This is a genomic window from Polaromonas naphthalenivorans CJ2, assembly GCF_000015505.1.
Lineage (GTDB): Bacteria > Pseudomonadota > Gammaproteobacteria > Burkholderiales > Burkholderiaceae_C > Polaromonas > Polaromonas naphthalenivorans.
Map to the genome: position 1 here is coordinate 291,621 of NC_008757.1, position 18,031 is coordinate 309,651.

The 18,031-nt window shown below is 57.2% G+C and carries 10 protein-coding genes; 6 read left to right on the plus strand and 4 right to left on the minus strand.

All coding sequences use genetic code 11. From position 1 onward, the window contains the following. The first annotated feature begins 132 nt into the window (after positions 1-132). Together PNAP_RS21760 and PNAP_RS21765 are read left to right on the plus strand one after the other, a co-directional pair. Positions 133-894: a Hachiman antiphage defense system protein HamA gene (locus PNAP_RS21760; RefSeq protein WP_011798034.1), complete on the plus strand. Its 762-nt coding sequence runs from the start codon at positions 133-135 to the stop codon at positions 892-894. Beyond that, on the plus strand, positions 894-4,394 hold the full coding sequence (locus PNAP_RS21765) for a DEAD/DEAH box helicase (protein WP_011798035.1): 3,501 nt from the start codon (positions 894-896) through the stop codon (positions 4,392-4,394). The genes PNAP_RS21760 and PNAP_RS21765 overlap by 1 nt, the downstream gene beginning before the upstream one ends. Positions 4,395-4,966: 572 nt before the next feature. On the opposite strand, the gene PNAP_RS21770 is transcribed toward PNAP_RS21765, so the two are convergent. Then, on the minus strand, positions 4,967-6,742 hold the full coding sequence (locus PNAP_RS21770) for a hypothetical protein (protein WP_041377577.1): 1,776 nt from the start codon (positions 6,740-6,742) through the stop codon (positions 4,967-4,969). Between the two features lie 388 nt (positions 6,743-7,130). Next, complete coding sequence (locus PNAP_RS21775) at positions 7,131-7,643, minus strand: hypothetical protein (protein ID WP_011798037.1); 513 nt, start codon at positions 7,641-7,643, stop codon at positions 7,131-7,133. A gap of 642 nt (positions 7,644-8,285) precedes the next feature. Here PNAP_RS21775 and PNAP_RS21780 point away from each other — a divergent pair. Both PNAP_RS21780 and PNAP_RS21785 read left to right on the plus strand, forming a co-directional pair. Then, on the plus strand, positions 8,286-9,965 hold the full coding sequence (locus tag PNAP_RS21780) for a hypothetical protein (protein WP_011798038.1): 1,680 nt from the start codon (positions 8,286-8,288) through the stop codon (positions 9,963-9,965). Positions 9,966-9,979: 14 nt separating this feature from the next. After that, positions 9,980-13,105, plus strand: coding sequence for an AAA family ATPase (locus tag PNAP_RS21785; RefSeq protein ID WP_011798039.1), 3,126 nt, complete (start codon positions 9,980-9,982; stop codon positions 13,103-13,105). Positions 13,106-13,197: 92 nt separating this feature from the next. Here the strand turns inward: PNAP_RS21785 and PNAP_RS27775 are convergent, their stop codons facing one another. Together PNAP_RS27775 and PNAP_RS21790 are read right to left on the minus strand one after the other, a co-directional pair. Next, positions 13,198-13,464: a hypothetical protein gene (locus PNAP_RS27775; protein WP_198140727.1), complete on the minus strand. Its 267-nt coding sequence runs from the start codon at positions 13,462-13,464 to the stop codon at positions 13,198-13,200. A 204-nt stretch (positions 13,465-13,668) separates the two neighbouring features. Next, complete coding sequence (locus PNAP_RS21790; RefSeq protein WP_011798040.1) at positions 13,669-15,339, minus strand: hypothetical protein; 1,671 nt, start codon at positions 15,337-15,339, stop codon at positions 13,669-13,671. Positions 15,340-15,436: 97 nt separating this feature from the next. Here PNAP_RS21790 and PNAP_RS21795 point away from each other — a divergent pair, with 97 nt between their 5' ends. Both PNAP_RS21795 and PNAP_RS21800 read left to right on the plus strand, forming a co-directional pair. Continuing rightward, a complete protein-coding gene (locus PNAP_RS21795) occupies positions 15,437-15,721 on the plus strand; it encodes a hypothetical protein (protein ID WP_157040474.1) in 285 nt (94 codons plus the stop codon). 357 nt (positions 15,722-16,078) lie between these two features. Further along, positions 16,079-18,031 (plus strand): hypothetical protein, encoded by a 1,953-nt coding sequence (locus tag PNAP_RS21800; protein WP_011798042.1) that lies wholly within the window; start codon positions 16,079-16,081, stop codon positions 18,029-18,031.

Consider the following 18,031-nt stretch of genomic DNA (forward strand, 5'->3'; position numbering starts at 1 on the left):
GTCAGCCCCACGCGGCGCTTAGAAATGACATGATTTTCAGACCAATGTAAGAGGCCGACTTAAATCGGAAGGGCTGCATATCCCATACCTTATTAATCGCTAGGCGATACTAGGGAAAAGAGGAGGCCCCGTATGACTCGATTCGTCGAGTGGTGCGCTCATACAGATATACCTGTTGCGCACCACAAGTTGCAGATTTTGACGGCTGACCCAGCGAAGCTGGCGGCAGCGGTGGACATCGTTGCGGAGGTCGTGCCGGACCACTATGTTATGCCTGGGCGCCTGGCTCAGCTTCTTACGCGCTTGGGGCGCAAAGAAGTCGCTGTATATGTAGCAGAGAAGCTCCCGACCACCAAGCAAATTAAGTCGGGTGACTTGGGTGAAATCCTTTGTACGACCTTCATCCATGAGAGCACACCCTTTAAGCTTGGAATCAAGCGCCTTCGTTGGAAGGACCATCGTAATATGTCGATGCGCGGGGATGATGTGTTGGCGTTCCACATTGGTGCAGGCGCGGCCGGACTTCAGGTTCTTAAGGCTGAGGCCAAAAGCGGGGGCAAAATGCAAGCCGGCACGGTCAGCACGGCTCGTGATGCGCTATCGGCGTATGGCGAGCTTCCCTCACCCCATGCTATGAGTTTTGTGGCAGACAGGCTGGAAGCGGCGGTGGACAAACCTCTCCGAGATATGTTGGATGATGCACAGTTGAAGCGGAACCTCAAACCCGCACATGTCACGCATATGCTCTTCACGTTCTCAGGCAACGATACAACCGCGATGCTGAGCAAAAACCTTGCAAGTTACGTGGGCGGGTCGGCACAGCACTATGTGGGCATTCGTGTCGAAGACCATCAGGCTTTCATCAAGTCCGTGTTCGCGGCGGCGGAGGTCTAATGGCAACCACACTCGAAGAACTGCAGGCGAACATTGAAGCCGCCGTCACGCCAGGATATCGGCAAAAATTGCTGGCACGAGGCCAGGCCCGGGGAATGATTTGGCGAGCTGGGCTACTGCCTATCGACGCTCCCCACTTCAGCCCGGAACTATCCGAGGACCTGCTGTCTTTTGGGTACTCGCTGCTGTTGCATGGGCTGAGATATGTAGACCTAGGAGGCAATTTTTCTCTCGCAAGAGTGGCGTTTGAAGTAGCCGCTGAGTCAATTGAGGCGGTGGTAGCACGCGGTGAGGTGAACGAAAATCGTGACTTTCACCGACTGATAGCGGGCGCGGCCTATCACCTTGGCCATTACTCGGCACGCGCCTACTCGATGCTTTTTGAAGGGCTGGGTCAGTCGAACCTGTCCGTTGTCGAGCGCTGCTTGGCCCAACTTATGTTGCGAGACCTTGAAGGAGTCAATGTTGCGGTGTCGAACTGGGTCGAATCTGGTGTGGGTTCGGACAGCAATCTCATCGAGGCATTTGATACGGGTATCGACGCAGAAGTCGAGGATGAGGACGCGGGGGAGAGCGGAGTAATCGAGGCAATGACGCTGGCATTGGAAGGTAATTTCCTATCAGCAATGTCCCAGACATTGCTCGCCTTGGAGCGAGGGGAGCACTCTCTGATTTTACAAGCCCAGGCACGGTTGGAAGAGGGCCTGTCCGTTGCAGGAGAATTGAACCTGGTCACTCAATGGTGGGCTCACCGGCTTGCGATTCATATCGTTGGCGGGCTTTGGGCTAATAGCTTCCATTCGCTCCTACCGAGTCAAGGGCCAGCTGGCGCAGACGTGGGCGATTGGGTCCACCTACGCAAGCTGCTTATTGCGTCGCTAATGCGCCGTCGTCGGGCAGAGATTGAACTCTGGCCATCCCAGATTGATGCGGCGAAGCGTGTGCTCGAATTTGAAGCCAATCTGGTGCTTTCCCTGCCAACTAGCGCGGGAAAGACGCGCATTGCGGAGTTGTGCATCTTGGCCTGCCTTGCACGTGGAAAACGGGTGGTCTTTGTGACTCCGCTTCGGGCGCTGTCGGCGCAGACCGAGGTGTCGCTACGGCGGACTTTCGGACCGTTGGGTAAGACGGTGTCGAGTCTCTATGGCAGCATTGGCACGAGCTCGAGTGATGTGGATGCACTCAAGTCCCTGGACATAGTGGTTTCCACCCCCGAAAAGCTGGACTTCGCACTTCGAAGCGACCCTCAACTCCTGGATGACATCGGACTTGTTGTCTTAGACGAGGGCCATATGATTGGTCTGGGTGAACGTGAGGTCCGATATGAGGCACAGATTCAACGCCTTCTGCGGCGTGCTGATGCTGCCAGCAGGCGGATTATTTGTCTCTCGGCTATTTTGCCGGATGGCGACCAGCTAATAGATTTCACAGCGTGGCTCACGTCCGACCGTGAAAATGGACTCATTAAGAACGACTGGCGTCCTACTCGTTTGCGATTTGGGGAGGTTGACTGGAATCCAGTCAGTAAGCTGGCGCAACTCAAAATCGTGGTCGGGGATGAGCATCCTTTCGTTTCGAAATTTGTTGTCGGTAAAACCTTGAATGCTAATAAGAATGCAAAAGTCTACCCGGCGTCACAGACCGATTTGTGTATTCTTAGTGCTTGGAGATTGATTGAGGAGGGCCAGTCGGTCTTGGTCTTCTGTCCCCTCAGGGTGTCGGTCGTGCCCTTCGCGAAACGGATTATCGAGATGATTCAGCAAGGGCTAATCGTACCGATGCTGACCCCGCCTGCAGAAGTCCTGGCCTCAGCCCTGGCAGTCGGTGTCGAGTGGTTCGGACCGGACCACGAAATTCTCAAGTGCCTGCGCATGGGGGTTGCTGTACATCACGGGGAACTGCCGGCCTCATTCAGAAAAGAGGTAGAGCGTCTACTGCGAGACGGAGTGCTGAAGCTTACGGTTTCCTCGCCGACCCTTGCACAAGGATTGAACCTTGCTGCAACGAGTTTGGTGTTTCACGGTCACGCTCGAAAAGGCGCCCCCATTGACGTCTCTGAGTTTCGGAATGTCGTGGGTCGTGCTGGGCGCGCATACATCGACATTGAGGGGCTGGTGCTGTATCCCATGTTCGATAAACATGAAAAACGTCGAACTGCATGGGCAAATCTAATAGCGAGTACGAAGGGCCGAGAGATGGAAAGCGGCATTTTGCAACTACTCTACTCACTTCTCGTTCGAATAGCGAGAAAACTGGATGCTCCTGACGTGAGTACTGTGCTTGACTACGTTGCAGGCCAGGGGGGCTGGGATTTTCCGTTTCTGCGGTCCGAAACCGGCTGGCGAGCAGCCAATGCGGCTGAGGAGTGGCCGCGCCACCTGACGAGTCTCGATACAGCTATCTTTAGCTTGCTCGGTGACGCGCAAGTCCCGGACGAAGAAATTGAGGCGACGCTGGACGAAGTGCTGACATCCTCGCTTTTCATGCGACGAATGGCGCGTCGAGACGGCCTAATACAAAATCTCTTGATTGGTGGCTTGAAAGCACGCGTGAATTTCATCTGGTCCAATTCCTCCGCCTTGCAACGTCGCGGTTACTTCCTTGCAGGCTTAGGCCTAGCCTCCGGCCAAGCACTCGATAGCAAGGCGAAAGAACTTGAGTCTCTACTACTGCAAGCGAACGTGGCCGTGGGCGAAGGAGAGGTCGAAATGGCAATTCAGGCCATCATCGGCTTTGCACACATCGCTTTCGAAATTCCGCCCTTTGCCCCGAATGGACTACCTGGGAACTGGAAATACATATTGGAGCTGTGGCTTCGAGGGGTGCCAGTGCCGCACATCGGCAGCAATGACCCGGATGGTACGGTCTCCTTGATTGAAGGCGCCTTTGTCTATAACCTTCCGTGGGCCATGGAGGCCGTGCGGGTGAGGGCAGAGGCGCATCTGGACCTTTTCTCAAACGATGTTAGCGTCGCCAACTACGGCCGTGCACATGCAGTGGCAGCGATAGAAACTGGAACTCTATCGGTAGCTGCATCCACACTCATCAAAGCTGGTTTTGCATCCAGACTAGGCGCCATCCATGCAGTCACTGTCACGGCTGCTGATTTCGATTCATCGGCTGGGATGAGGGCTTGGCTTTTGTCCGCAGAAGTAAAAGCGCGACGAGATAACCCTAGTTGGCCCACGGTGGAATCACATGAGCTATGGGTCGACTTCACCGCACCTCATGGTAGCGGATACACGAAGCCTTGGTTAGCGACCGCATACACGGGTCCTGTTACTTGGCACGGTTTGCCCATGCCGCCAGGCACCCCGCTGAGACTGGGCGGCGGACCAGGCAAGGAGAATGCGATTTACACCGCGGACTTCAAGGAGGTCGGCAAGATAGGCTATGCGTTTAATCAGGCCGCTGTTGGCCTGTCCATTGCGACAGCCACGGGAGCTGCAAATGAGATTGCCTTTGAGTACATCGGTCCGAACGACTTGGTTGTTCTGTAGAAGGTTGCTTAGCTGCGACACCCGGCCTAACTTTCTCCTCAGCGGAAAAGTGTCACGCTTGGGTCATGGCGCGCCATCCCTTGCAGCGATAACGTCCAGGAGATAGTAACCCGGCGGTAGCTAAGCCTGAGGGCGAGTTTTCGAAGCCACGGCCACTTCCTGGCGATGGACGCGCCAATGAATCTGGTGATGTCTCCGGCCGTATGAACTGTGCCGTAGCTTGACCAGCTCCGGCCGACTGTTGCAAAAAGAGCCATCGTATCAGCCGGGTGTAGCCAATTCTGCCGAGGCTTCGAGCGGCCGCTTCTGGCTGGGTGCGGGTGCAGCAATGATCGAAATCGGCGCCACATTGCCGACACTCAACCGGCCAATGTCAACGTCGGGTATGGAGCGACCAATTCAGAATCTGCTACAGCCGCCTTCAGTCTAAAACCGACTTCCGCTATGCAGCGTGAGTTGACGGTCACAAGTACCCGCTTCCTGGAAGTCCAGTTTCCCCCCATCTCGAATGGACGTTCCCACTGCCTAGAAGCAGCATAGGTGGAAATGCGAGTGGGTTCAACAGACCCTCGTCAGGATGCCAGTCCGAGCCCAAGGACGTGCACTCTCTCCCGAAATTTGCCCACGTGTTCATTGCGAACCACCAGAGTTTTAGGTCCGGCGCGCAAGCATAGCGAGCTCGTTTCCTTGTGCGTGGCCACGTTGTCAGCGGTTTCGCAGTCGCGGCATTCGATCAGCACTGCGCTGGCGCCGGTCTTGAGTGCCTGGCCGTCTCGTGCGCAGCGAAGCAAAAACGATTCGACCAACTCCGGCAACGGCAGATCGTCGTTATTTTCCAAAAATTGCCTGAGCAGCGCGATGTCGTGGCCTTTCTCGATGGCGGCCACGGCTTTTTGGCGGTCCAGATGCCAAATATCCTCCTGTATCGGTTCTGCCCAGAGTTCAAGCAACAGCGAGTCTTGTGCGCTGAGAATTCCGCGCACCCGTTTGACCTGCAGGCTTGGCATCACCGAAATGGCCACATGGCTGGGTTGGGCCACAGGTTGGTAGGTGGCCTCCCGCCCCAGTATGTAAGCCCCCAGCGCAGTGATTCTGAAACTGTTCAACCCATCGTAACGGCTCAAAAAACGCAGTTCGTCGGCGCCCCACATATCCCGAAAGTCATCATGCCCCTCAGTGGGGTCAAAGTAGGCCACATCGACGATGCCGAGCGTGGCTGCATATTCAAACAATACGGCAGCCATGTAGCGGTCTTGCAAAATGTTCCATCCATGGGAGCCGTCATACCCCAGGCTACCGTATTGACGTTCGCACAAGTACAGCTTCCAGGGGTCATGGGCGACTGCAAAGACATGATCGGCTGCCCGCATGAACCGTGAAAAATCATCCAGTCGCACCCATCGTCCGGTCGGGCACGCCTGCAATGCCTCTTCGATCGCAGCGCGCCGTGGGGGCACGGCACTCATCACGCGTGCGGTGCTGCTTTGGCCCTTGATGGCATCGACCCGGCTGAATTCATCGAGCAGCGTGGTTTTGAGCCACTTGCGCCACAGCGTGCGCAGCACGTCTGCAGGAGACGCGCTCAGGGCTTTGACGCCGCTCGGGCTCAGAGCCAGGCGCGTGCCGGTGCGCAGCGCCAAGCCAGAGGCTTGGAGCAGCATAGGCCAGGCAAAGGCTTTGATCGGGCCAATCGTCTGATCCCACTTGTCTGTTTTCTCCACCACAGGGTAGAAGTCGCCGCCGACAAGTCTTTCGGCCAGTAGCTTGAGTGTGCTGCTGCCGGGCAGCGCCGTCTTCTCGCTGACGGTTATGCGGGCCTGTTCAAGGGTGCGCAGCATGACCACCACTTCGTGCAAGGCTTCACGCTCGGTCAGGCGCTCTGTCAGCCCTGCACCCGTTGGCGGAGTTTCGGAGCTATCTAACCGCACATTGGGCGGTTTTGGCACAAACGCAAGCAAGCTCGCCCGCAGATCAGCAGGTACGAAATACAGTCGCTCCTTGAATGCATAGTGGATGAACAATGCCAGGGCCGATTTTTTTTGGCTGGAATAGCGGGACGACTTTGCCCCAGCCACTTCAAACGAGGGGTCACCTTGGTACTTGGCTCGAAAGCGCTGCGGCGAAAACTCTCCCTGCGGATGGTGAACGGCCTCGGCTACGGCGGCAGCCTGCAGGGTGTCTAGCTTCAACCAAATGGACTGCAACTTTGCGCCCTTCATCGCGTCGGCTATTCGCTCGATCAACTCGTCTTTGCGGCCGGCGGCCTCGGCTTGCGGCACGTAGCGGATTAAATCCTTCAAGTCGGCAACGACCAAACTTTGCAGCGCTTCTTTGAGCATGATGGGCATAGCTACGTCCTTGGGACAATAGGTGATGGACAGGTTGGGAGACTGGCTTGGCGCCCCAGTGACACTGGCAAGCCGGTAGCTCATTGGCGGTCAGAGCGGTACCCTATTTTGTCAGGTGCCTGGCTAACTTCCGCAAGGAAACCGTTGCCCAAAGGAAATTCCATGCACGTGAAAGTTGAAGGTCAGCAATGGAGAAAGTTGTAGACCGGGAACGCAGCGGGAGCGGGTATTCGCAGAAATTTGGTGAGCGTCAGGTTTCGGCCAAGAGCGGACTGTCGAGCAACCGCCAGTGGCGGTCCACTCAGACTGCAAGCTGACATTTGAAAAGTGCTATCGACATCAGCCGACCGCTAAGCGACGGTTGTGGCTGGCTGACCGATTCGCCCCCTCAAGCCTCCTTTTTGATGCGGCGACGGAACTCTTGCTGCGCCGCCTCGGGCATTTCCCGATAAATCGTCAGGAGTGCCTCAACTAGGCTAAATGCGCCCTTGAACTCCTCGTCAGCGCCGCTGAGGCCCTCCCTGCAAATCGAAAAACGTGCAAGCGAGCTTGGCTGCTTGCCAAATGAAGCCAGAAAATCGTGCAGTTTGTCATTGAGCTCATCGTAAAGAGGGCCAGAACTGACCTCAACGAACCAGGGCTTTAGAGCGTCTTCCGTTTTGCGACCATCCAACTGGACGATGTTGGTGGCGTACGCCTTAGCCGTCAAGCCGACATACCCGACAAATTTGCTGGGTCCGAAAATCCACTTGCCGTTGGCCTTTACGGCATACCACGCCCTAAAGTGGGAAAGGGTGTTGACCAGGTCATTGTTTTTGCCGGTGGTTTCGAGCTCCTTTTGGAAGGTGCGGATGTTCTGCAGAACCTGCTCCTGCTTGGTGACGACGCGAATGTGGGGCATGACGTTTCCATTAAATGGTTAGATTTCAGTTTGACTCAGTTCGACCAATTCACCGATTCGATGAGTCAATGTATTCATTGTATCGGTTAATACAAAGTATACATGAATAAAATTGACTGATGACATTTGGAAAAAAGACGCATGAGGCTGAACACTTCTGGTGTATCCAAGAGTCGGTCTGCTGACGGGGGAGACCGCTCACGGCCACAACTGGCCTCTGGTGAATGCCGGGTATGCGGCGCTCCAAGTTAGCCTTTGGCTCGTTGGGATGCGAGCCTGGCAGCTAAGCGGTAGGTCTAGGCTGGTCTCTGTCATCCGCGCCCGACCGACGGAATGGCTATTGCTGCTATTGCAGTCGTTCCACGGCGGCAGCCTTGATTGGGAATTATCGTGACCAGACTGCCAGAACGTTGGGCTACCTCGCCGCGGACTGCCGCTCTGGAATTGGGTTATTTGAGTGTCCCAGACAAGAAGGAGTGGGCCTGGCTTTCTTGCGTCCGCAGGTCAAGGTGACGCCTGCTGGTACCATCAGTTCAACATCCCAGAATAGGGTTCTTTCGATAAACGAGGAGTGCGATTTTGCGTATCTGTGACGTGGCAACGGCATTGGCACCCCTGAAGCTTGGGCCGCCTGACTTGGAGATGTTGAGGCCCACCGAAGCACGTTACACCTGTCTACTATTGCAGCCGAGCGGCCCCATATTCGCCGGGAGACAGCGCATCGGCCAGCACGAACCGGTCGCTGGAGCCCTGAAGGCACGTCAGTTCCTGCAACTCGCGCTAGGAAAACATGCGCACTTAGCCGTCACTCCCGAATACTTCTTCCCCTGGGATGCGCTCAAAGTTGAGCTACTGGCCGGCACACAACCTTCCCCCGGCAATCTCTGGGTATTGGGCTGCGAAAGCATCGATGCTCCAGCCTTGGCCAAGTTCCAGGCAGACGTTGGGGATGTCTGTGACGTCGTTCACGAGCCCATTGCGGGGCTTCCTGCTGACCGCGCCCTGTTCGACCCGGTGGTTCACATTTTCCAGGCATCCCGCGAAGACGGGACGTTCCGGCTGGTCGCCCTGGTGCAGTTCAAGACGTGCCCCTCCCGCGACGACACGTTCTTCGAGGAAGGCCTGCTCAGGCGAGGCACCACGGTCTACAAGTTCAAGGGACAGGATGGCACGCTTTCCGTCTCGACCATCATCTGCTCAGACGCATTTGCTCTGACGGATGCGGTGATGCCAGAGCTTGTTGACCGGTCCACGCTCATTCATATCCAACTCAATCCCGACCCGCGAAACAGCGCCTACCGCCAATATCGGAAGACCACGTTCGAGACAGACCCGAGTACATCGGAATGCCACATCGTCTGCCTCAACTGGGCCGGTGCTGTCGTCCAGCACGGCGAGACTGGGCCCCTAGAGACCTGGCCGAAGGTTGCTGGCTCGGCTTGGTATTGCCCTGACTCACGTTGTAAGTCCGACGACGAAATCGTGCTGCCCAATCACGACCTTGGGCTGTACTACGCCTACATGCAGGAGCGGCGGCATGCGCTCCTGTTTGACTATGGCGAAGCCGCCTTCGAGCTTCAGATTCCGAAGGTGGTAACCCGAGGCAAAGCTGTCCTGGCAAACAAGAACGGACCAGGTGCGGTAGAGCGCTACTGCTGGAACCCTGGGGCGTCTGCCTGGGCTCCTGGGACTCGGCCTGTTAATGCCGGGTTTGAGGCACTGCTTCGCGGCAACCCGGAAGCGCTGGCGGCGCTATCGCACGCGACCCAAAACGGCTCGCCCCTGGATACGGAACGTCTTCTTGCGCTCACGGTTGGGAGCGCCAACGGCATGGAGAGCTGGTTTTCTGCGAAGGAAGTCGACTCCTGCCGGATTGGTGCGGACGAGGTCGTGAAGCGCGTGACCGTGGCTCAAGACAATCATGCCGACGCCGTCAGCTTTCGGTACGCTCGCATTGAGTCGGCCGCAGAACTTCGGCATCTCCTCGACACGAAAACCGATTGGCCACCTCAACTGGCCGGAGTGGCCAAGGATTCGCTGATTCATTGGTCGGCGAACGACCCGCATTTCAACGTCAGGACGAGCGACGGGCGCCCAAGCCTCATCGTCAATCTGGGCAATGCACCGGAGCCTCGCCGGCTGGAGAACACCGCGTCGAAGTTTGTCGAACTGCTGCGAAAAGCTGGCGGCCACCACAAAGACCGGCTCTGCATCGTGTACCGCCGCCTCGGTGAGCTGAAGTTCGCTCAGTTGCCTTCCACACGGTTTGACGATGCCCTCGGTGACGAAACCGACCTCCTAGCGGTTCAGCCGCTTGAATGAGTCAGGTAAACACAATGACCAATATTGAGACAGTACGCACGGCCTTCGGCCGCCATTTCCAGCACGTTGTCGAGATGGGCAACGGAGTGGTCCGGGGAGAACGCCAGCACAACGGCAAGCCCTACGCGGTCGCCTACGTCGACCTGTCCGATGAGGTCGTGGAGCGGGCGCACGGCCTTCAGAGCTATCAGGAACGCCTCATCGGTGCTGACTTCTTCTCGTCGGACAACGACCTGCGGTGGAATAGCTATTTGTTCTTCTGGGCAGGGCCCAAATCGGCAGCGAGCGAGGAGTTTCAACAAGCGAAGAAGCTAATTGAGTCAGACAGACATTTCGCTCGGAAATTCGTTCTCAACGAAGATGACTTGGAGCGCCGCTTGGGGCAGAAGCCCCAGGCTGTTGCAACGCCTGCGACGCAACAAGGTGATGCTGGTATTGCGTGGGCCGAGCTACTCCGCGCAGATTCTCTGGCAATGCTCCTGGAGCAGAGGCCGAGAACAGCGACTCTGGAGTTGATAGAAGCTGGCGAAGCATTCAAGGCTGACGTAGGCGCGCCGGCCCCGGCAAAGGCTTCAGCAACGGACGCGCTCGCTACTGGGATGCTGCGCAAGCTTTCGATTCAGCAATTCCGGCGCATTCATCAGAGCACGGAGTTTGAGTTTGGCGATGTGAACCTCATCACGGCGCCGAACGGGATGGGGAAGACTTCCTTGCTGGAAGCAATCGAAGCCTTCTATTGCGGCCGAGTGCGTCGTGACCCCGAGGCCGTGTTTGAGGGTATTTCGGGCGAGCTAGAGGCACCTGACGGCCGCCGGCATGCCGTCAAGCTCACTAAGGTTCCTGCGACGCTGAAGGCGCGCAATATGGCTTGGTACGGACGGACCGACGTGCATGCCCAGGCCATCTCGCAAGGATTCACTCGCTTCAACTTCCTTGATACGGATGCGGCCTTCCGCCTGTCGTCGGAACAAGACCCCGAGCAGATTCAGCTTGACCTCGGCCGGCTGATTGTCGGCCCGGATACGACGCGTCTTTGGACCTTTCTGTCCAAGCTGAAGGATGACGTCGATACGCGACTGAAAGCACTGGAGGGGCAGCAGCCTAGCGATGAGCTCAATGTCGACTTGCTGGAGAAAGAGGTAAGTCGACTGGAGACAACCCCGTCTGAATCCACCAGTCTGCGCGTTGCGTTCCGGGAAGGCGTTGTTCGACTTCGGCCAAGGTGGGTAATCCCAGATGCCAATACTCAGCTGAACGAACAGGAAAAGAGCTCGGTTGCCGAACTCAAGAGCGCCATAAACCGTGCTCTTGCTGCCGCACCAGTCACGCCAGGCAACAAAAGCGTCCTTCAAGAGCAACTCGCCAAGATGAAGGCGTCCCTGGCCGAAGCGAGGAGGATTCAATCCTCGTATGAAGCCGCTGTACGTGAAGCGAATGCCGCCGCTGAGAACCAGAAGGCGAGCAAAGAAAATCAACGCTTGGCGGAGTTGTGGGAAAAGATTCTGCTTGCAGGAGTGCCGGAGCTGGAAAAGCGAATTGGTATAGCAGAACAGCAGGTACAGGCGTTGAGGACCGCCTTGCCTAGCTACCGGGAGGATGCGATTGCTAGCTTTCCCGAGAAGTATTTCCCTCTCGCGCTGAAGGATGCCCTGTCGGACGCGAAGCGGGAATCCGACCTGGCGCAAGAGTCTTCTCAAACTGCATCGCGGGCGCTGTCGCAAGCGCAAGAGCTCGGACAAACGTTGGTCGCTTTGCGGCGCGATTTGCACGACGCCTCCGTCGCGGTCATGGGGCAGACTGGAAATCTGACCGAATGCCCCGTGTGCAAGACAGTCCATGCCGAGCAAGACCTTGCCGAAAAGCTGCACGCGCTCATTGGCTCTGGCGACTCGCAAATGTCGGCAGGGCTCAGGCAACGTGCACAAACGGCCAAGCAGAACACAGACACCGCTCAGCGTGCCCTGGAAGCCCTGCTGACCCTGGCAAAGTGGCAACAGGCCGCTGGCCTGGCAGACGACTTGGCATGCAAGGACTTATTCACGCAGCTACAGCATCAGCACGAGAAGCTGAGGGCCGCGCTCCTTGAGTTGCAAGAGGCTCGACAAGCTGAGAAGACGCTTGGTGCTACAGGAATTCGATTGGATGGCTGGCAGCTGGCCCGTGCAAATGCTCAACGAGGCTTGTCAGAAGGGGTCAACGTGAACGACAGGACGCGGTTGCGCCAGGCAATTGAGTTTATGGCGGTACAAATCGGGTTTAACGTCCTGGCGCACGTTCTCACAGCAAAAAAGCCGCAGACGCTAGCCAATGAAGCGACGATGCTTGCAATAGCAACTGGCGCATCCAGAGGAGTTCCGATGCTGCCGTCTCAGACGGTAGTGGCTGTGGAACGCTTAGTACAGCAGGCCGAAGCTCGTGTTGCGGCTGCAGCAGAAGTTGAAAGAGCTATTGACTGGCCGGTTGATGCCGCCTATGAAACGCTGCTGTCGGAAGTTCAATCCTGCCTTTTGGCATATGACAAGGCCGACCACGCAGCAACCCAGGAGACAGAAGCGGATTCAGTCCTCAAGCAAAAGCTAAAGGACCTGGCCGAGGCTAGAGCCCGACAAGCGAAGCATGAAGCGTCTCGCAAGAACCTGGCGCGCGCTGCAGCGACGCTATCGAAAGTCGTAGACGAGCACTCTCTCGAAACCGTGACGTCCGAGGCATTGCGCGCGATTCGAAGCAAAGTGAGCGACGTTTTTTCTCAGATTCACTCGCCGCCAGAGTACGCCTTGGGCAACTTCGAAGATGGGCAGCTCATCGTGCGCCGCGAAGACGGCGCGACCCACGCCGTCAATCAGGTCAGCACCGGTCAGCGTGCGGCCCTAGCGCTTTCCATCTTCCTGGCGCTGAACGAGAGCGCCGGCACTGCCCCGCCCGTCATACTCATTGACGACCCGGTGGCGCATATCGACGACCTCAACGCCTTGTCGTTCCTCGACTACCTGAGGGAACTCGTGGTGAGTAGCAGGAAGCAAGTCTTCTTCGCGACTGCAGACGCGAGGTTGGCGGCCTTGTTCCAACGAAAATTCGATTTTCTGGGGCCAAACAGATACCGGCGAATCAACCTCGACGCCCCTCAGGCAACTGCACAGTAGGCCAACTTAAGATTGCCTCGGAGGGACAAAACGGCCAGTTCCATACGCTGCGCCATCTCATCAAGCGGATGGTGGAGCTGACCAAGCCCACGTCAATCAGTTGGCATCGCATGGCGCATGCTGGCTGGCTGGCTGGCTGGCTGGCTGGCTGGCTGGCCATTCCATTGTGGGCCGTCCGATTTGAGTGGCAGCTTTCGGACCATTTTCTTCGCTAGCCGGATTGCTGCTTTGGGCCCATAACGGTCAGCCAGGGTTTGAGGAAGCAGCCGTTCAAACTGGCGCATGAAAATCTGTAAGCTGACATTCGTAGACGCTGAGTAATCCCCTTCGCCTGTACGGCTCTTGTGCAGCACGATCACTTGCCCTGACTCCCCCAACTCACGGTCTCTGCACGAATTCGGCCACCGAGTGGACTGGTCTGCCGCAGCTCGACTGGCCGGTATCGTGGGAACTGCGGACGTAGTCGGCAGTCCCTTAGCACGTCGCTATCTTTAGCGCCTCTATGACCGCTGCTGGTGCATGACGGCATCGGCGTGTGACTGACAGCCCATCGCCTCAACACGTTACGGTACATCATCAGGATGTCGCCATGGACCAAAACCATGCACCTGCAGGTCAAGCTGAAACTGCTCTGGATCCACGAAGCGCAGGAGTCGAAGCTGATCGGGCTGCGGCAGCTTCGCATAAGCATCCATGCCAGGAAGGTTTGATGGATTCCACCCGAAGACCGCACTTCGGTAGTACAGGTGGTCCCTAAGCACTTGGTAGGGCTTGATGGATGTGCCAACAATAGCTGGTCGCTTCCTTTCCAACTCCTTCAGCTTGGCGCAAGCCTCACGGGATTTGGCGATCAGGTTCTCCAGACTTGTATCAAAGCGCTGCAGAGGATTGCAGATCGTGGACACACCTAGTGCGCAAGTAACGTCGTGGAAGAAGGCCACGCACCCCATCAAGTGCGAGTCATAGAAGCTTGGCTTGGGGCGGTGGGACCAATCCGAGAATGGGGTCGGAATGGCATCGATGCATAACTCAATCAACTGCGGCATGTTTTCAATGCGCACGCGCATCAGGGGATTCAGCGCCTCGAACGTGAACGGCCCAGGCCCAGCGAGTCGCAGCGCTATCAGGATGCTTGCAGCGTCCGCAGCGATTTTGCCAAGTTGTCGGCTGTCGGCTCTCGCGACAACCTTCTGTAAGCACTGCTCGGCCAATTCATTGCGGCCATGGCGAAGGTGCCAGCGCCCCTCCGCGTAGTCAATGACGAACATTAACAAGCCCGAGGGGGCGACCGCGCGCGAATCCGCACGCAACTTGTCGAAATTCGCTTCATCCAGATCGTTCACCTGAGCGCCAAGTTGGTCGTACTCCTTTGATAGAGCCAAATAAGGGTCGAGGTAGCCCCAGTACATGCGGATGCGGCTGTGTTGTGCCTCATCCGGGAAGTCGCCGTTCCTGTCCAGGCCTGCAAGCAGCTTACCGACAACCAGCGCGAGAATATCTTGCTCTGGAATGATCTCAGCAGCCATGGCGCACAGCCGCATCGTTGCCATGCCGGCGAGGTACAACCCGCGCACCGCGTCAACCGCAGCATCAAGCTCTTGCGGAGAGGAGAAACCGCTCTGCATTTCAACGCGCAGGTTGGCGAGGTCCTGCTCGATGGACGAATGTTTGCGCTGAGAACGCTGATCTAGTCTGGCAAGCGTCGAGCGAAACTCACGCGCGTTGATGCCCTTCGGAATTGCTCGCCTGACCGCAGCCTTCCAGGTGGCCAGATAACTTGTGGTCTCACCAGTGAGCGAAGCTGCATGCACTTCAAGCAGTAGCCGAGCGCTCTCCAGCACCGATCCAGTCTGTTGGCGGGCATCAGAAAGCATCTGAGCAATCCACGGGGCCACCCAGACTTCGATAAAGCGCTGCAGCCCTTCTGTTTCCGTCGCCTCGGTGACCAGTGGGAGAGCCCTGGCATTGGTCAACTCCGTTTCGGCGTCGAGCAGCCATACTTGGACAAGGCTCCGGAGCGCTTCGTCCGAGCCTGCGAGCAGATCCAAGAGCAGGTCTTGCAGGCCAGCGCGGTGAAGCGAGCCGCTATAGGCATCGATCCGGCCGCCAAACGAGCCGAGGTCGGCGAGTGCATCCTCTTTGTTCCGTGCGATCCCAAGGCCAGAGGCCAGGCCGTCAATGACGGCGGAGAAGGTAGGCAAGCGTGCGTAGACTGATGGCGGGTGGGTGAGCATCGGTTTCCGTGATTTCCGGTGGAGCAGGATGGTGCCAGCGGCGATGATCGCGTTGCCGACGCCAAGATTGTCGGCGATTAACTTAAAGGAACCTCACATGAAAGAACGGACGCTTCGCCCCATGCTTGCGATGAGCCTCGACTGGCACCTAACCCGGGCCCTCGAACAAAACGATTTCTCAGCGGTCAGCGACAAGCTGCGCGATCAGCTGATCGAACGCGGGATGCCACCCAGGAAGGCGGCGATCAATGCGCCAGTCATGCTGGATGGCATGGACAGGGCGCTCCAGGGCGAGTTTGACTTTAAGCGCATCCGCAACGAGCTGTGCGCTGAGCGGCGCAGCCGCGACGCGGCCAGCCCGCTCACGCCGGCCGCTGGCTAACGCAGGTCGCTATACGGCGTACAGGGTTCGCATAGGGCGCTGCGGCCCATCCGGAAACGTAGAGCTGGCGAGCCCTTCAAGGAGGGCTTGCTGGATGCTTTCCCTGACTGGTCGGTCGTGCTCGGATCGTAGTCAAAGCACGTCGAGAAACTGTTCTCTGCTAACACAGCAGTCATACATGCCGCTGTATGTCGAATGTCCTGTGATGGACTTCAGTTCGACTACTTTGTCTTTGTCGAAATTGCCTTGCCTTGCCTTGCCTTGCCTTGATAATTTACGTCTTGAAACACGTTGCGACAACCTGTTTATGATCCCTTGGGGCGCATGACAGAACCATCTTGAAAAACCAATTTATTTATGAACCAGCAACAAGGCAAAGAAGCCTTTGATCAAAGCTTTTCTCAGATCGTTGGCGCATGGAATCAGATGCAGGGCGACGCGCTAAACTCAGCGCTGGACGCCTACAGTCAGGGCATCAAAGATTCCATCTCCAATGGCTCGGGCGGTTTCACTAACCAGTCCATAGATGTGCAGCAGGGCTTCGTAGCCGAAGCGCACCTCGTTGGCTCCTTCAACGTAGAGGCATCAGTAAAGGGGTTAAACAATCACCGCGCCACGCGCAACAGTGGGGTGCACAACGATCCCGTGGCTGATGCAGTTGTAACCACCCCCGATGGGGCGACCACCACGCACCAGATGAAGTTTTACAAGGACGGCCAAAAGACTTCTGCGGCTTTATCGCCGGAGCGGTACGACACGGTCGACAGCAAGATCGTGCCGTCCGACCAAGTCCTTGACGTGAAGGCTTCGGCCTCCAAGCAAGCTGCGCGTAACCAAGACATTCGTCCGGGCGTCTCTAAAAGCAACCAGCACACAGTCGACACGGCCACAGACAAGCTCGCATCCAAGGATGGCAAGGTTTCCAGTACAGGCCTCAAGCGCAAAGGCGATGGCAGTGCAGAGGAACTTACCAAGAGGACCAAGGAAAACAACGAAGGGGCAGAGTACGGCGAGAAGGCCCGCGTGCGCCGCGAGTTCAACTCGATGCAGTACCGCAACGCGGCCAAGGGTGGAGCCATTGCTGGCGCTGCCAGTGAGGGCGTGAGCATCCTGATTGACATCCTGCGCAGTGACAAGCCAATGACGTTGGATGACTGCATGGATGCAGCCACGCGTCTTGTGGCCAGCGCCGCAAAGGGTGCAGGCAACGCGCTGCTCATCACCGGCATTCAGCATGCCGGCCAGGCCATGGTCGACGCGGCTAAAAACCAAGGCACTAAGGCTGTGGACCAGGCAATGGGCAAGCATTTGGTTAAGGGCAACGTGGCAGCAGCTGTGACACAGATCACAGTTCAGCTAGCGCAAAACCTATATCGTTTCTCCCAAGGGGAGATCGACAACCTGCAGCTCGCTTCGGCCACGGTTGGCAGCACGATGCAAATCGTGGGCGGCTCCTTGTCATACACAGCAGGCGCTGCTGTGGGTACATGGCTGGGGGCAAGCGTTCCCGCAGCGATCTCTGGCTATGCGATTGCAGGCACCACTTTTGGCGCTGTGGGCGTGATGGCCAGCGGCATGGTGTTTGGTATCGGGTTTGCGCTCGCTGCCGGCGCGTATGTCAATCACTTCTCCACCGAGGGCAGAACGCTTGCAACCAATCAGCTGAACTCCGCACTGGAACAGCTCAACGGCGGCAAGATCGACATGAGCTCCTACGTGGGCAAGGTTGCCACGATGTCGGAGATGACGTTCCAGTGGAGCGACTTGCTGCCATTCAGCGGCGCAATCTCTGTGCTCGCTGAGTACGGTCAACGCAAGAACCAGCTGCAGGCTACACGTAGCCACATCGAGTCCATGATCGATGCACTTCCAGCGCAAGAGCAGGCAATCATGCAAGAGCTGACCGACCAGTACCGCAAGGCCATCCAGCACGTGGATCAGCAGTACATGGAAGCCCGCGCCAGCATTACCAAGCAGGCTTTAGACCAGTTTGACACCTTGAGCGAACAGCTCAACGAGCACCTAGAGCAAAAGTTCTTGCTCTTTGAGCCAATTCGTAAGTCATACATCGAGCAGTCCAAGCTGATGGACTTGGAAGTGCGCAAAGCACAAGAGGACGACGAGCGAGCCAAGGTCTACAGGAGCGAGCTTTTGGACCTGCAAACCAAGCTCAACACATTCACCACCTCCGACAAAGCTGACCGAGCCCTCAAGGAAAACCTCCGGGAGACCATCGTGGTCCGCCTGGAGATGCTCATCCCGCACAAGACGGGCTGGGATGAGGCTTGCGAATTCCTTGAACTGCAGTAA

Bases quoted from the DNA above. Each gene is read 5' to 3' on its own strand.
- PNAP_RS21760 (WP_011798034.1), top strand. From the start codon at position 133: ATGACTCGATTCGTCGAGTGGTGCGCTCATACAGATATACCTGTTGCG.
- PNAP_RS21765 (WP_011798035.1), top strand. From the start codon at position 894: ATGGCAACCACACTCGAAGAACTGCAGGCGAACATTGAAGCCGCCGTC.
- PNAP_RS21795 (WP_157040474.1), top strand. From the start codon at position 15,437: ATGAAAGAACGGACGCTTCGCCCCATGCTTGCGATGAGCCTCGACTGG.
- PNAP_RS21800 (WP_011798042.1), top strand. From the start codon at position 16,079: ATGAACCAGCAACAAGGCAAAGAAGCCTTTGATCAAAGCTTTTCTCAG.
- PNAP_RS21770 (WP_041377577.1), bottom strand. From the start codon at position 6,742: ATGCCCATCATGCTCAAAGAAGCGCTGCAAAGTTTGGTCGTTGCCGAC.
- PNAP_RS21775 (WP_011798037.1), bottom strand. From the start codon at position 7,643: ATGCCCCACATTCGCGTCGTCACCAAGCAGGAGCAGGTTCTGCAGAAC.
- PNAP_RS21780 (WP_011798038.1), top strand. From the start codon at position 8,286: ATGTTGAGGCCCACCGAAGCACGTTACACCTGTCTACTATTGCAGCCG.
- PNAP_RS21790 (WP_011798040.1), bottom strand. From the start codon at position 15,339: ATGCTCACCCACCCGCCATCAGTCTACGCACGCTTGCCTACCTTCTCC.
- PNAP_RS21785 (WP_011798039.1), top strand. From the start codon at position 9,980: ATGACCAATATTGAGACAGTACGCACGGCCTTCGGCCGCCATTTCCAG.